Source organism: Streptomyces sp. NPDC017940, from assembly GCF_044328435.1.
GTDB lineage: Bacteria > Actinomycetota > Actinomycetes > Streptomycetales > Streptomycetaceae > Streptomyces.
On the sequence record NZ_JBIRHJ010000006.1, the window covers coordinates 568449 to 582983 of the forward strand.

Here is a 14535-nt window from a genome sequence, read left to right on the forward strand (position 1 = left end):
TCAGCAAGTTACGGAGAGTCCTCAACCCGACACAAGGGCGACCTGCGGTTCAGTCACGTAGTCGCATAGAACTGTGCGGGCAGGGCACGGCCGTCCTCACCCTGCGGAAAGGTCCGCCACGTACTCCTCGAAAGGCACGGCCTGTTCCAGGGCTGTGCGCTGCCACTGCACATAGGGGGCGGGGTCGTCCTCGTACACCTCACGATCGATCTGCGTACCGTCCGGCCGGAAGTTCAGGTGCGCGACGCGCAACCCGTCGAACAGCCACCAGTCACGCCCGGTGAGCGGCAAGCCGTGGCCGTCTCGCGTCACGTCCAGGACCCGGATGTCCTCCCCGGCCGCGATGTTGCCCGGGATGCCCCACGCGAACTGATACCGCTGGTAGTCGGTCAGCGGTCGACGCACGACGCGGACGCGGCCGATGCGTCTGCCCGACTGGACGTATCCGCGGACTCGTTCGTGCCAGCGGGCGTTGTGGTCGGCGGGCTTGGCCTCGCCCCGCAGGAAGCGGGCGACGTTCTCCTGCTCCTTGGGCATGGTGTAAGTGGGCTGCGCCTCGAACCGCCACGCCTCCCGCTCGAAGGCATCGAAGAAGCGGCGCCAGTTCTCACCTTCCAGGGGCACGGGTTGCCTTCCTCAGGAGGCCGGGCCGCCCGCAGCGACGGCGGCGATGAAGGGTGTCCACGCTGTGGCGCCGATGAGCAGGGCGGGGCCGTCCGGGACCTTGGAGTCCCGGACGGGGACGGTGCCGGGGAGGTCGGTGGCGACCTCCAGGCAGAGCCCTTCGGAACCGTTGCTGTAGCTGCTCTTGTGCCAGGCAGTGATACCCAGGTCAGCGCTCGTACGTGCCATTTCCGTAGTCCTCCGCTGCCTTCTTGATCATCCTCAGTGAGTCCTCCGGCGGCAGTGCCGCGGCTCTGAGTCGACCGTACGCGCTCGTGTACTGCGCCACGAGTTCCGGTTCATCGATGAGCTGCCCGCTGTACATGCCCTCCGTGTACATGAGCGGCGGCGAGTCGGCAAAGGTCATGAGCCAGGTCGCGCCCATCATGAAGGGGTGCGCCCTGCCGTTCCACGGGAGGATCTGTGGGATGACGCGCCGACGCTGGGTGACAGTGACGATGTGGGCCAGCTGCTCCGCCATCTCGGCATCGCCGATGATCGGTTGCCGAAGGATCGACTCGTGCATCACGAGCCAGCAGTCGGGACCCTTCGCGTCTTCGAAGAGCCAAGCCCGTTCCCGCCGGTCCTCGACCTTGGCCTTGACCGACTCCTCGGCCTCACGAGGGTGCGCGGCATGGACAACTGCCCGGATGTACGGCTCCAGTTGGAGGGGACCCGGGATCAGCGTGGGGTTCCACTCCTCGATCTCCTTCGCGTGCGCCTCCAGCTCCACGACGTGGGCGAAGTACTCGGCGTGCTTGCTCCTCCGCGCCTTGTGCACGTCCTCGCAGCGTCGTTCGAAGAACCCGTCGGTCGCGAGGAACCGGTCCACGTGGCGGGCCAGTTCCAGCGGAATCCTCCGCTGCCCCCGCTCGATCTCGCTCAAATACGTCGCCCCGAAGTAACTGCCCTCCACGGTCTCCTGGAGCGTGCGGCCCGCACTCTCCCGTTTCCAGCGCAGCTCCTTGCCGTAGAACGCGGGAACGCTCGCCGAACCGTCGATGTCCTTGCGCGCTGCCACAGCTGACCGCCTTCCACGCCTCGCACTGTGGAACCCAAACCCCTGTCACGCTACGTCACTCGGACGCCACTGTGTGACCAGAACGTCACAGAGCGCACGGAAGAAGGCGTCCCCCCATGCACGATCAGGACCCGCACCCCGCCCCCACCTTCGAGGTGGCCCTCCTCGCTGCCCCCAAGGCGGTGCCCGAGCTGCGGCGCGTGCTGCGGGGGCGTCCCGACGTACAGCTCTGCGTCAGTGAGCTGCTCAGCAACGTGATCCGGCACCTCGGTGAGGGGACGCCGGTGACCGTCCGGCTGACGAGGGCGGGGGACGGGCGGACCCGGGTGGCCGTCACCGATCCCGACCCCCGGGCCTGGCCGGTGCTGCGGAACGCCGGGAGCGGGGACGAGACCGGGCGCGGTCTTGCCCTGGTCGACGCGGTGTCGCTGCGGTGGGGCGTGGAGCAGGGCGCCGACAGCAAGACCGTCTGGTGCGAGGTGGGGGAGGGGTGAGGCGGGCCCGGACACACGTCTGGGGCCGCCCACAGGGGACGGCCCCACAACGACGTGCCGTCCGGACCGTTTGCTCGCGGAGCGCCTGGGCATCCGACAGAACAGGAACGTGAGGCGGCGCCCTACTCCTCCAGGGTCAGCCCCTTGCGAAGGCGCATGAGGGTGCGGGACAGCAGACGGGACACGTGCATCTGGGAGATGCCGAGTTCCTCGCCGATCTCCGACTGCGTCATGTTGGCGACGAAGCGCAGCGAGAGGATCTTGCGGTCCCGGGCGGGCAGTTCGGCGATGAGCGGCTTCAGGGACTCGACGTACTCGATGCCCTCCAGGCCGTGGTCCTCGTAGCCGATGCGGTCGGCGAGGGCGCCCTCGGAGTCGTCCTCCTCCGGCTGCGCGTCCAGCGAGCTCGCGGTGTAGGCGTTCGACGCCGCCATACCCTCGATGACCTCGTCGTTCGAGATGCCGAGGCGCTCGGCGAGTTCGGCCACCGTCGGCGCGCGGTCGAACTGCTGCGCGAGCTCGTCGCCCGCCTTGGCGAGGTCGAGGCGGAGCTCCTGGAGTCGGCGCGGCACCCGCACCGACCAGGAGGTGTCGCGGAAGAAGCGCTTGATCTCGCCGACGATCGTCGGCATCGCGAAGGTGGGGAACTCCACCCCGCGGCTCAGTTCGAACCGGTCGATCGCCTTGATCAGGCCGATGGTGCCGACCTGGATGATGTCCTCCATCGGCTCGCTGCGGGAGCGGAACCGGGAGGCGGCGAACTTGACCAGGGCCAGATTCAGTTCGACGAGGGTGTTGCGGACGTACGCGTACTCGTACGTGCCCTCTTCGAGGGATTCGAGCCGCTCGAAGAGCGTCTTGGAGAGGGCGCGCGCGTCCAGCGCCCCCACCTCGTCGTAGGGGGGAATCTCGGGGAGCCCGGGCAGGCTCTCGTGCGGTTCGCCGATGACGGCGGACGGACGCACGGCGGTCGTCGCGATCGGCGCGGCCTCGTCGGCGGGAGCCGAGGGCGCCGGAATCGTTGTGATCTCGGTCTCGGTGCGGTCCGTGCGGTCCGTGCGGTCCGTGGGGTTCGTACGGTGCGGCGGGAGTGTCGACGTCGCCTGGTCAGTATGCGATTCGTCGAGCCGGGGTGACATGGTCTCCTCCATCGTTCTCGGCATATGGCTGCCGATGCCACTACGTGCACTGCGGTGTGCGGCGCCTCCATGGCCGTCCGTGTCGATTGGTGTCCCTTCTACCCCTACCCGCTTCCGCGCCGGAGTCGCAAGTGCGTTCCGTTCCTAAATGTCCGAATTCTGGAGGATGTTCGGGTACCCCAAGGCGCAAGGAGGGCGTAGTGTTCAGGGGCGTCATCGCGTCTCACAGCGCGCAAGGAACAGCCCACGACTTGTCGGGAAGAGCGGGAAGAGAGTGACGGCATGGACCGCGGGACGGTCGGCAGCGCACACAAGGGCCGGCTTCTGGTCGAAGTCCGGAAAGAGGGCCACAGCGCCGTCGTGACTCCGGCGGGTGAGTTGGATCACCACACCGCCGATTTGTTGCGCGAGCCGCTGGAGGCCTGCGTCGACGACGGCTTCACACGCCTCGTGGTCGACTGCTCGCGGCTCGAGTTCTGCGACTCGACGGGGCTGAACGTGCTCCTCGGGGCCCGGCTCAAGGCCGAGGCCTCCGGAGGTGGTGTCCATCTGGCCGGGATGCTGCCGGTGGTGGCGCGGGTCTTCGAGATCACCGGCGCCGACGCCGTCTTCACCGTCCACGAGACGCTCGAAGCGGCGCTGGCCGACTGAGTCGGGTGACTCTCCGTGTGCGGCGCGTAGTGTTACGCGTCAGTTGTCGCTGCGTGATCAATGCGTTACCGGCGTCACACGGTTCCTACCGAAATCCATGGGTGTTCCCTCGGAACTGTCGGGCAGGAGACAAACTGGATCTGTCGTCGCCCCGGCGTCGATTCGGCGTCGGCCCGACTTGGCGTCGATCCCCTTCGGCCTCGGTATCGGCGTCGGCTCGGTGTCGGCTCGGTGTGGGCTCATCCCCGTGAGTCCCGTCGAGTGGTCCGCAAGCAGCAAGTCAGCAGTACGTCAGTTCAGTCAGTCAGCAAGTATTAGTCAGATCGGTAAGCGGCCAGGAGGCAGCCCGCGGGCGGGGGTCCGCCGGGACCTCGCACCCTCGTCACTTGTCCAGTCCTCTTGTCGGTGAGGTGAAGTGCTGATGAGCACCACCCGGCCTTGCTCGCCGGGCGACCGCGGCCCGGAGCCGGAGGCCGCGGTCGCGGCTGCTCCCGTGCCCGCGACCGCCCCGGAGTCCGGGGTCCGTCAGGCCCGCAGACTGAGCCTGAACGGGGAGAGCGGCGTCGTGCCGCTCGCACGCGACTTCACCCGGGAGGCGCTGCGCGCCTGGGGCTGGCTGCCCGCGTCGGGCGCCGATCGGCGTGCCGCCGCCGAGGATGTGCTGCTCGTCGTCTCCGAGCTGGTCACCAACGCGTGCCTGCACGCGGAGGGGCCCGACGAGCTCCGGCTCTCCAGTGACGGCAAGGTCCTGCGCATCGAGGTCGCCGACCGTGGCGCCGGTCAGCCCGCTCCCCGGACCCCGCATCGGGCGGGGCGGCCCGGGGGGCACGGGATGTTTATCGTGCAGCGGCTCTGTCTCGACTGGGGTGTTGTGCGGGCGTCCGATTCCGAGGGTAAGACTGTCTGGGCGGAATTGGGCGCCCCCGGTTAGTTTGGGGGGCCGGGCCGCTTTTGCCTCTCCGGCTGGGGTGGGAGGGGGTTCGCCTTTCCCCTCCGGGGGTGGGGTGGGCGTTGGTCGCGCTGCGCGCTCGTCCTCAAACGCCGGACGGGCTGGAACCTCCTCCTCGGCCGCTTGTGTGTTGGCTGAGTGAAAGCACCGCGCTGCGCGCTTGTCCTCAAGCGCCGGACGGGCTGGAACCCCCCTCCTCGTCTGCTCGTGTCCTGGCGGAGGTGAAAGCGCCGCGCTGCGCGCTTGTCCTCAAGCGCCGGACGGGCTGGATTTTGCCCGCGTACCGGGCGGGTTTCGGGCGCGCCGGATCACCACAGATCCGGCGCGCCCTCTGTCTTCCCTCTACAAGGTCACGGGCGTACCTTGAGCGCCCAATCTGATGTGCCGTCAGTAAAAGTGCATGTGCGGCACGGGACTCGCCCGCACCACGGCATGAGGGGAAAACGAGGTGTCGTACCAGAAACAGACGGCCGCGCTCGTCCTCGCCACGGCTCTGGCCGGATCGGCTCTGCTCCTTGCCGCACCTGTCGCACAGGCCGAGGTCCAGGACGTGGACTACCAGTGCAAGACGCCCATCGGCAACAAGGGGGCGGTCTCCCCGATCGACATCAAGAGCGTCAAGAGCGGCAGCGGCTACAAGCTCACCATGTCCTTCCGGAAGGGCGTCTCCTCAAGCCCCGTCGAGCTCGGCAAAGGCGCGATGAAGCCCAGCGCGCTGATCAAGCTCGGTGGCGCGGAGAGCGGGACGGTCCCGGTCTCCGGGCCCACCAACGCGGCGGCGATCCCGGCCAACACCCCCATCAAGATCAGTGACCTGTCGGGTACGTACACACCGAAGAAGTCGGGCGAGGCCACCTTCACGGCCGGAGTCCTGACCATCAAGGCCCTCGGCACCACCACGACGTGCACGCCCGCGAACAACCCCGGGCCGTCCCTGACGCTCGACGTCAAGGGCTCGGGCGGCGGTGGTTCGGGTGACGGTTCCGGTGACACCGGCGCGGGCTCCGGCACCGGTGACGCCTCCACGGGGTCCCGGGGTGCCGGGTCGGGCGGCGGCGAACTCCCGCAGACCGGTCCCGCCGACTCCGCCCTCGCGCTCGGCACCCTCGGCGGCACCGTGCTACTCGCTGGCGCGGCCGGAGTGCTGTGGCTGACCCGGCGGAACCAGGCGGCGCGGTCCCGCTGACATGTGAGGAGACCTGGTACGGGTGCGGAAGCCGCCGATGCCGGTGACGTGGGGGAGGTACGGGGCGCATGCGTTGTGCGCGGGTGCGGCTCGACGCGGCGGCGGGGCGGGTCTCGTACGACCTGGTCAACCGCGGCAACACCGTCCTGGAACCCCGGCTCGCGGTACGGGCCGACGGGCTGTTCGGCGAACTGCTCGACCGCAAGGCACGGAAGCTGCCCCTCCAGCTGGCACCCGGACGGCGGATCTCCCTCACCGAACCCTGGGCTTCGCTCCCGGCCCTCGACTCGGTGGACGTGCGGCTCACGGTGACCGCGGCGGGCGGGGTGCGCGAGCACGGGGACGCCTCCGCCCGCTTCGTGCCGTGGCCCGCGGTCGGAGGAGGCGCGGCGGGCGCACTCGCGCTCACCGCGGGAGGCGTAGTCGCGGTACGTCGGCGTCGACGGGCGGAGGCCAGCTGTGAACGGTGAGGGTGCGCGGGGTGCGGTTGGTGGCGGCTTCGCGGTGGCCGTGGGGGGTGTGGCGGGCGGTGGGTCCGCGCATGCCGTACGGGGTGTGGTGCGCGGCGGGTCCGCCGTGGTCCTGCGGGGTGCGGTGGGCGATGCGGGGAGGCGGGAGTGCTGGTCTGCGGCTCGCAGCCTCGGGCCGCGCGCCCGGCGACCACGGCCCCGCCGCCGCGGGCGTGAGCACGCCCCGGTCGCCGTCACCCTCTTCGCCGCCCTGCTCGGCAGCGCCTTCGCCGCGTCGCCGGTCGCCCGCGCTGCCGACAATCCGCGCGGTGCCCTCGCCGCACCTCCGGCTCCCCGCAGCCCAGCCGCGCCCCCCGCCGACAAACCCACCGTCACCCTCTCCACCCCCCAGGCCGGTGCGGGAGGTTCGGTCACCGTCCAAGGGGTGGGGTGGCGGGGTGGGGCCCTGCTGATGGTGCTGGTCTGTGGGCAGGCGGAACCCGGTGTCGGGGTGCCGGGCGGTACCAACTCCTGTGCCAACTCCCACGGGCGTGCCGTCACCACCGACGGTGACGGTGCCTTCCGCAAGGAGCTGCCCGTCGCCGAACCCCCGCAGCCCTGCCCGTGCGTCGTGCACGTCGCCACGGTGACCGGCGCGAAGGCCGCCGCGGACGTGGAGTTCAAGGTCGCGGGGCACCCGGTGCAGCCGCTGCCCGAGCGGCGCGCGGGCGGCAGGCTCGCCGTGCTGACCGACACCCGGCTCGACGGCTCCAGCGGCCTCCTCACCTGGTTCGGCGCCCCGCCGGCACGCACACTCGCCTTCACCGTCGGCAACGTCGGCTCCGCCCCGGTCAAGGACCCGGTCTTCCACGTCGGTACCTCCCACGGCGTGTTCGCCCCGCAGTGGGAGGAGCAGCAGTGGCGCGGCACCATCGCGCCGGGCAAGAAAGCCAGGATCGAACTGCCCGTCGAACTGTCCGCGGGCGCGCACGGCGACTACCTCGTCTCGCTGCGGTTCGGCGACAAGGTCCTCGCCGAGCAGCCCTGGGGCGTGGGCCGCCCCTGGGGCGTCACCCTCTTCTGGGTGCTGCTCTGCCTCGTCGTACCCGCCGCCGTCTTCCGCATCGGCATGGCGGTCGTCGACCGGCTGCGCCCCCACCGCGGCCGCGGCCGCCGCCCCCAGGGCCGCCACCGCACCGACCGCATCCGCGCCCTGACCGTACGCCTGCCCAAGCTCCGCCTGCCCCGGACGGCCGTGACCGAGCGGCACGAGGGCGAGAAGCGCGCGGGCGAGAAGCGCGCGGGCGCGAAGCGCGGCGTGGGAGCGGAAGCCGCGCGCCCCGCCGCGCGCCCCTCGTCCCTGCCCTGGTTCAGCCCGGACACCGACCCGGGCACCCCCGCACCACAGCTCTCCGCACCGTCCGACCAAGGCCGCAACAGCCGTACGACGAAAGGAGAACCATGAGGAGGACGTGGACGACGCGGAGGACGTTCAGGACTCGCGGCACGCGGGAAGCGACCTGAGAGTGGAGGGGACGCGGACCAACCCGCCCATCCCTAAGGGCGGCGCGATGGTCCTGTCCGACATGAAGGGCACTCTGAAGCTGACGGAACCGGGCGAGGTGACGCTCACGCCGGACGCCTACGCCATCAACGTCGACAAGCCGATCTCCACCGACACCAAGTGCAGGCCGGAGGAGGCCGTGAAGGCGGCGGTGACCATCAAGGTGACCACGGGCGGCGGGAGTTCGGGCGGGACGACGACGTCCGGGGGCAGCACGTCGGGAGGTACCGCGTCCGGCGGCAGCGACTCGGGCGGCAGCGACTCGGGTGGGAGCTCCGGCGGCACGGCTTCCGGCGGGAGTTCCGGGAGCAGCGCCTCCGGTGGGAGTTCCGGTGGCGGTGGCGACCAGAGCGACTTCACCGGCAGGGAAGTCCAGGTCCCCTACCGGTGCAAGACACCGATCGGCGACAAGGAAGCCACCTCGCCGGTGCAGATCAACGCCAGGAGGAGCGGCGGGAGTTACGGTCTCACCGTACGGTTCAAGAAGTCGGTGATGGACAGCCCGGCCGACATCCCCGCTAACTCCGTCGTCCCCTCGATGGAGGTACGGCTCGGCGGTGCCGACCAGGGCACGGTGACGGTGCAGGGCCCCGCGAACAAGGAACCGATCAAGTCCGGTGCCCCGATCACCGTCCCCGACCTCAAGGGCACGTACAAGCCCGGCGCCGACGGCAGGTCGACGCTGTCGCCCGGCATCCTGACCGTGCAGGCCCTCGGTACGACCACGACCTGCACCCCGGCCAAGACCCTGGTCTCCCTGGAACTCGACACGTCGGCGCAACCGGGCGGCGCCTCCGGCGGCTCGTCCGCCAGCGGTGGCAGCGGTGGCAGCGGTGGCAGCGGTGGCAGCGGTGGCAGTGCCGGGGGCGGCGCGGCGGGCGGCTCCGCGTCCGGGGCGGCGGGCGGTGCCGCGGCGTCGGGCGGCGGCCTCGCGGACACCGGCGCCGACGACAACGGGGGCCTGCGGGCGCTCAGCCTCGTCGCGGGCACGGCGATCCTGCTCGGCGGCGCGGTCTTCACGTTCCTCCCGAGGTGGCGCCGCGACACCTGACGCCCCGGTACTCCTCGCAGAGGGCCGGGACAGGTGGCTGCGCGTGCCCTAGTGTGCCCGCAGCCACCTGAGGACGTCGTCCGCGAGGCCCGGCGCCCGCAGGAGCGGGCCGCCGTGCGCGGAACCGGGCAGCGTCCGGGCGGTCACGTCCCGCAGACCGGCGTCGGCCTGGGCGGCGGCGAGTTCGGCGGAGTGCGCGGGCGGTACGAAGTCACCGGCGGAGTGGACGAGGTACAGGGGGGCGTCGCGCGCGCCCGAGGCGTGCGAGGCGGCCGACATGTCGCCCCACCGCCCCCGACAGCCCGCCCCCGCCCGGCCGGGGTCGCGCGGCGCCGCGATGCCCGGGTCTTCCTGCCCTGCTTGGCCGGGGTCGCGCGGCGCCGCGATGCCCGGGTCCCCCTGCCCCGCCCGGCCGGGGGCGCGCCGCGCCGCGATGCCCGGGTCCCCCCGCCCCGCCCGCCCCGGGTCGCACCCGGCGAGACGTCTCGCCGCCCGGGCGAGCGCCCGCTGGGCGTCGCTCGCCTCCGGCCGGGTCCCGTCCCGCAGGGCCCGGAGGGGTGACGCCACGGGGGACAGGGCGACGACCCCGCGGGTGTACGCGCGGCCCTCCCCGTACGCGCCCACGCTCACCGCCAGGTGACCGCCCGCCGACGAGCCGAGCAGGAGGGGGCGCGCGGCGCCGGGGCCCTCGCGCCGGGCGATCCACCGCAGGGCCGCGAGGACGTCGGCGCGCTGCGCGGACCACACCGCGTCCGACGAGAGCCGGTAGTCCGTGTCGTACACGGTGAAGCCGCGGGCCGCGAACCACCGCGACCAGCCGCTCCAGTCGGTGTCCCGCGCCCACGAGCCGCCGTGCAGGACGACGAGCGCCGGACGCCTGCCGCCCTGCGGCCCGTACACGGTCACCGTCTGGCGCGGATGCGGGCCGTAGGCGAGTACCCGGCCCGCCGGGGCGGGGGCGGGGGCGGTGGCCGTGGACGCCGCGGTGACGGCGGCCGAGGGCGCGGCGACGGAGGGCGGGGTGGCGGCGCCCGCGGAGAAGAGCGTTCCGCACAGGGTCAGGGTCAGCAGCGCGCGGCGTACGGTCATGCGGCGATGGTCCACCGGGCGCCGGAGCCGTGCCCGGTGAAACGCCAAGGGCCACCGCACCGGGTGGTGCGGCGGCCCTCAGTTCGTACGGACCGTACGAGATCGTGCTCGGGCGGGGGGTGTCAGTTGACGTCGCCCATGAGTGCCTTGACCTTCTTGCGGTACATGAAGACCGAGATGCCCGCGACGACGGCGAGGGTGGCCTCCATGGCGACCACGCCGGTCTTGTTCAGGTCGACGCCCGCGGTGGACAGCAGGCCGGTCGTGCAGTCACCGGCGGTCACGGCGAGGAACCAGACACCGAGCATCTGCGAGGCGTACTTCGCCGGCGCCATCTTCGTGGTGACCGACAGACCGACCGGGGAGACGCACAGCTCACCGACGGTGTGCATGAAATAGATCGCGACCATCCAGTACGCGCCGACCTTCTCGCCGTCACCCGCCATGGTCAGCGGGAGCAGGAAGACGAAGAACGAGGCGCCGGTGATGATCAGGCCGACGGCGAACTTCACGACCGTGGTCGGCTCCTTGTCGCGGCGGTTCAGCGCCAGCCACAGGACGGCGACGACCGGCGCCAGAGCCATGATCAGGACCGGGTTGACCGACTGGTACCAGGAGACCGGGAAGTCGAAGCCGAGGATCGAGGTGTCGGTGGAGTTCTTGCCGAACAGGGCCACCGTGGAGGCACCCTGGTCGTAGATCATCCAGAAGACGGCGGCGGCCACGAAGAACCAGATGTAGGCCGTCATCCTGGACTGCTCGACCTGGTCGAGCTCCTTGTCCCGCTTGATGCGGGCGAGCACCCAGATCGGGATGACCAGGCCGGCGACCGTGATCGGGACGATGGCCCAGTTCAGGGTGTAGACGCCGGTGGCGATCGTGACGCCGTAGAAGACCGCGGCGGCGATGATCCACAGCATGGCCTTGCGCAGCAGAGCCATCAGGACCGGCTTCTCCACCGGCTTCGGTACGACGCTGCTGCGCTCGCTCAGGTGGCGGCTGCCGAGCAGGAACTGGATCAGGCCGAGGGCCATGCCGAACGCGGCGAGGGCGAAGCCCAGGTGCCAGTTGACCTTCTCGCCCACGGTGCCGATGGCCAGCGGGGCGAAGAAGGCACCCAGGTTGATGCCGATGTAGAAGACCGTGAAGCCACCGTCGCGGCGCGGGTCGTCCGGGCCGTCGTAGAGGTGGCCGACCATCGTGGAGATGTTGGCCTTCAGGAGGCCGGAGCCGATCGCCACCAGGACGAGGCCGACGAAGAACACCCCCTGGCCGGGCAGCGCCAGGGTGATGTGACCTGCCATGATCACCAGGGCGGCGATCGTGATCGTCTTGCGCGGGCCCCACACGCGGTCGGCGAACCAGCCGCCCGGCATGGCGAGCAGGTACACCATCGCCATGTAGATCGAGAAGATCGCCGTGGCGGTCGCGGCGTTCATGTTCATGCCGCCGGGCGCGACCAGGTACAGGGGGAGCAGGGCCTTCATGCCGTAGAAGCTGAAGCGCTCCCACATCTCGGTCATGAAGAGAGTGGCCAGGCCGCGGGGGTGGCCGAAGAAGGTCTTCTCGGAACCAGGAGTGCTGGCCGAGTCCTTCGTCAGGCTGGACGCCATGGGTCGATCCTCGTGGTTCGGGACGCGTCCGACGGCGCGGGGCCGCGGGCACGCCCGGTGGGGGGCGGTCGGCACCGGCGCCGGCCGTCCTGCCCTCACGCCTGAAGAGGGATCGGTGCCACGAAGTCCGTGGGGCACCGGGGACGACGACTCCGAGATCCACACCCCGGGACGCGACTTCGCGTGCGGGGCCCGACCACAGGTCATTCCGTTCAAGGCCGGTGAACGCGCACCGACCCACACACAGAAAAGACCCCTGGCGCGCAATAGCGGGCCAAAGGTCCTTGAGTAGTGCTACAGGCGTCTCGCCACCATACGCCACGACAGAGCGGCATTTGGAAGGACTTGAGACATGGATCACAGGTGACGATGGAACCAATCTCGCACATTCCAAGGTGTACGCAGGGTACTTCCGAGGATCGCACCGCTCGGGTGAGAGGGATCGCATTCCCGGGGCGCGCGGTGGCGGGGTGCGGTGGCCTGCGCGGCCGGGGGGTGCGGATCGCGTGGCGATCAGCCTCCTGCGCAGGTTCGGTGCGGACTACCATCACCCCATGACCCGTGTACTGCTCGCCGAGGACGACGCGTCCATCTCGGAGCCGCTGGCCCGCGCACTGCGCCGCGAGGGCTACGAGGTCGAAGTGCGCGAGGACGGTCCCACCGCCCTCGACGCCGGACTTCAGGGCAGCGTGGACCTCGTCGTGCTCGACCTCGGCCTGCCCGGCATGGACGGCCTCGAGGTCGCGCGCCGGCTGCGTGCCGAGGGTCACACGGTGCCGATCCTCATCCTGACCGCCCGCGCCGACGAGGTGGACACGGTGGTCGGGCTCGACGCCGGTGCCGACGACTACGTGACCAAGCCGTTCCGCCTCGCCGAACTCCTCGCCCGCGTACGGGCCCTGCTGCGGCGCGGCGCCACCGAGCCCCCCCAGCCGCCCGCCACGCACGGCGTGCGGATCGACGTGGAGTCGCACCGGGCCTGGATGGGCGAGGAGGAGCTCCAGCTCACGGCCAAGGAGTTCGACCTGCTGCGGGTCCTCGTACGCGACGCGGGCCGCGTCGTGACCCGGGACCAGCTCATGCGCGAGGTCTGGGACACGACCTGGTGGTCCTCCACCAAGACCCTCGACATGCACATCTCCTGGCTGCGCAAGAAGCTCGGCGACGACGCGGCCAATCCGCGGTACATCGCCACGGTGCGGGGGGTGGGGTTCCGCTTCGAGAAGAGTTAGGGGCTGGTGGGGGGCTGGGGGGCGTTGGGCGGTGCGGTTCGCTGGGGTTGGGTGGGTCTGCGCCCTGCCGGGGGTGGGGTTGGCCCGCGGTTCGCTGGGGGTGGGGTTGGGCCGTGCCTCGCCGGGGGCAGGGCTGACCCGCGCCTCGCCCGACCCCGGGCTGACCGGCGCCCCGCTCGGGGTCGGGTTGACTCGCGCCCCGCCGGGGGTGGGGTGGGGCTGATCCGCGCTTCGCCGGGGGTTGGCCCTCTCGGCCCACCGGGGCGCCGGCTCGCCCGTCGACCCCCGGCTCGCCCGTTGGCCTGCGGCCTGCCCGTCCCTCGGGCTCGCCTGTCGGCTTGTGCTGGCCTGTCGGGTCGCGCCAACGGGTACCGCACTTGGTCCGCGCCACTGGGCTCCGCCCCTGGCCCTCCGTCGCTGGGCGGCATCCGACTCCGCCGCTGCGCGGCAGGTTCCCCACCCGCCCGGCCGTGACCGTCGTCCTGGGCGTGCCCGCCACTGGCTGCCGTCTCTTGTCTCCCGCGCCGGTAGGGGCTTGTGTCTCCGCCGCTGCGCGGCGGGTTCCCCACCCGCCCGCCCGTGACCGCCGTCTCTGGCGGCGTGCCCCCTGCTGGCTGCGGTCTCCTGTCTCCCGCCGTGGGGGTCTGTGTTTCCGCCGCTGCGCGGCGGGTTTCCCACCCGCCCGCCCGTGGCTGTCGTCCTGGGCGTGCCCGCCGCTGGCTGCGGTCTTTTGTCTCCCGTCCGGAGGGGGTTTGTGTCGTCGCCGCTGCGCGGCGGGTTCCCCACCCACCCGCCCGTGATCGTTGTCTTCGTTGGTGTGCCCGCCACTGGCTGCCGTCTCTCGTCTCCCGCGCCGGTAGGGGCTTGTGTCTCCGCCGCTTGCGCGGCGGGTTTCCCACATGCCGGCCCGTGACCGCCGTCTCTGGTGGCGTGCCCCCCGCTGGCTGCGGTCTCCTGTCTCCCGCCGGTGGGGGTCTGTGTTTCCGCCGCTGCGCGGGAGGTTTCCCACACGCCCGCCGTGACCGCCGTCTTCGGTGGTGTGCCCGCCACTGGCTGCCGTCTCTCGTCTCCCGCGCCGGTAGGGGCTTGTGTCTTTGCCGCTGCGCGGCGGGCTCCCCACCCACCCACCCGTTGCCGGGAACGTGACCGTGACCAGCGTCCCCCACGCTCCTGGCGTCCCGGCGCTCCCGCCCCCCTGCTGCCCCCGAGCGGCCCGCGCTGCCCAGCCCGAGCGCTCCGCGCCACGCGCCAACCAGCGCCCACGCCGACGGCCTCCGACCTGTTCCTGCCGGGGGCCCCGGACCCGGAGTACGGGCGGGTGGGTGGGGGAACCCGCCGCGGAGCGGTGGGACGGTTGTTGTGTTCGCCGCCGGGTGTCCCGGTGCCGGGCAGCACGAGCGCGGGGGCCCCGGACCCGGAGCACGGGCGGGTGGG

Annotated in this window: 14 protein-coding genes; 8 read left to right on the top strand and 6 right to left on the bottom strand. The window is 71.5% G+C overall.

Translation table 11 applies throughout. The features are described 5' to 3' along the window. Positions 1-96 precede the first annotated feature (96 nt). From ACH4DX_RS23495 to ACH4DX_RS23505, 3 genes are read right to left on the bottom strand one after another with little or no spacing between them, the layout of a single operon-like run. Complete coding sequence (locus tag ACH4DX_RS23495; protein ID WP_398156544.1) at positions 97-624, bottom strand: DUF6879 family protein; 528 nt, start codon at positions 622-624, stop codon at positions 97-99. Between the two features lie 12 nt (positions 625-636). Next, entirely contained in the window at positions 637-852 is a 216-nt protein-coding gene (locus ACH4DX_RS23500) for a DUF397 domain-containing protein (protein ID WP_398156545.1), read from the bottom strand. Further along, positions 833-1684, bottom strand: a complete 852-nt coding sequence (locus ACH4DX_RS23505) for a Scr1 family TA system antitoxin-like transcriptional regulator (RefSeq protein WP_398156546.1) — start codon at positions 1682-1684, stop codon at positions 833-835. Before ACH4DX_RS23505 ends, ACH4DX_RS23500 begins: the two co-directional genes overlap by 20 nt. Positions 1685-1800: 116 nt before the next feature. On the opposite strand from ACH4DX_RS23505, the gene ACH4DX_RS23510 reads away from it, so the two are divergent. Next, positions 1801-2178 carry an ATP-binding protein gene (locus ACH4DX_RS23510; protein ID WP_398156547.1) on the top strand — a complete coding sequence of 126 codons (378 nt, stop codon included), beginning with the start codon at positions 1801-1803 and terminating at the stop codon, positions 2176-2178. 122 nt (positions 2179-2300) lie between these two features. Here the strand turns inward: ACH4DX_RS23510 and ACH4DX_RS23515 are convergent, their stop codons facing one another. Next, positions 2301-3329 (bottom strand): RNA polymerase sigma factor SigF, encoded by a 1029-nt coding sequence (locus ACH4DX_RS23515; protein WP_398156548.1) that lies wholly within the window; start codon positions 3327-3329, stop codon positions 2301-2303. Positions 3330-3599: 270 nt separating this feature from the next. On the opposite strand from ACH4DX_RS23515, the gene ACH4DX_RS23520 reads away from it, so the two are divergent. The 6 genes from ACH4DX_RS23520 (at position 3600) to ACH4DX_RS23545 (ending at position 9167) form a co-directional block, all read left to right on the top strand. Beyond that, positions 3600-3968: an STAS domain-containing protein gene (locus ACH4DX_RS23520; RefSeq protein ID WP_398122869.1), complete on the top strand. Its 369-nt coding sequence runs from the start codon at positions 3600-3602 to the stop codon at positions 3966-3968. A 421-nt stretch (positions 3969-4389) separates the two neighbouring features. Further along, on the top strand, positions 4390-4899 hold the full coding sequence (locus tag ACH4DX_RS23525; protein WP_398122870.1) for an ATP-binding protein: 510 nt from the start codon (positions 4390-4392) through the stop codon (positions 4897-4899). 466 nt (positions 4900-5365) lie between these two features. Next, the gene (locus ACH4DX_RS23530) at positions 5366-6103 is read left to right on the top strand and encodes an LPXTG cell wall anchor domain-containing protein (RefSeq protein ID WP_398156549.1); all 738 of its coding nucleotides are present in this window, start codon (positions 5366-5368) and stop codon (positions 6101-6103) included. Between the two features lie 68 nt (positions 6104-6171). Then, positions 6172-6573 carry a hypothetical protein gene (locus ACH4DX_RS23535; RefSeq protein ID WP_398156550.1) on the top strand — a complete coding sequence of 134 codons (402 nt, stop codon included), beginning with the start codon at positions 6172-6174 and terminating at the stop codon, positions 6571-6573. Positions 6574-6697: 124 nt separating this feature from the next. Then, entirely contained in the window at positions 6698-8017 is a 1320-nt protein-coding gene (locus ACH4DX_RS23540) for a hypothetical protein (protein ID WP_398156601.1), read from the top strand. A gap of 7 nt (positions 8018-8024) precedes the next feature. Next, positions 8025-9167 (top strand): hypothetical protein, encoded by a 1143-nt coding sequence (locus tag ACH4DX_RS23545; RefSeq protein ID WP_398156551.1) that lies wholly within the window; start codon positions 8025-8027, stop codon positions 9165-9167. Between the two features lie 48 nt (positions 9168-9215). Here ACH4DX_RS23545 and ACH4DX_RS23550 read toward each other — a convergent pair whose 3' ends face one another. Next, a complete protein-coding gene (locus tag ACH4DX_RS23550) occupies positions 9216-10256 on the bottom strand; it encodes an alpha/beta hydrolase (protein ID WP_398156552.1) in 1041 nt (346 codons plus the stop codon). Positions 10257-10378: 122 nt separating this feature from the next. Then, complete coding sequence (locus ACH4DX_RS23555) at positions 10379-11869, bottom strand: peptide MFS transporter (RefSeq protein ID WP_398122875.1); 1491 nt, start codon at positions 11867-11869, stop codon at positions 10379-10381. Positions 11870-12423: 554 nt separating this feature from the next. On the opposite strand from ACH4DX_RS23555, the gene ACH4DX_RS23560 reads away from it, so the two are divergent. Further along, positions 12424-13101, top strand: coding sequence for a response regulator transcription factor (locus ACH4DX_RS23560; protein ID WP_030574906.1), 678 nt, complete (start codon positions 12424-12426; stop codon positions 13099-13101). The last annotated feature ends 1434 nt before the right edge of the window (positions 13102-14535 follow it).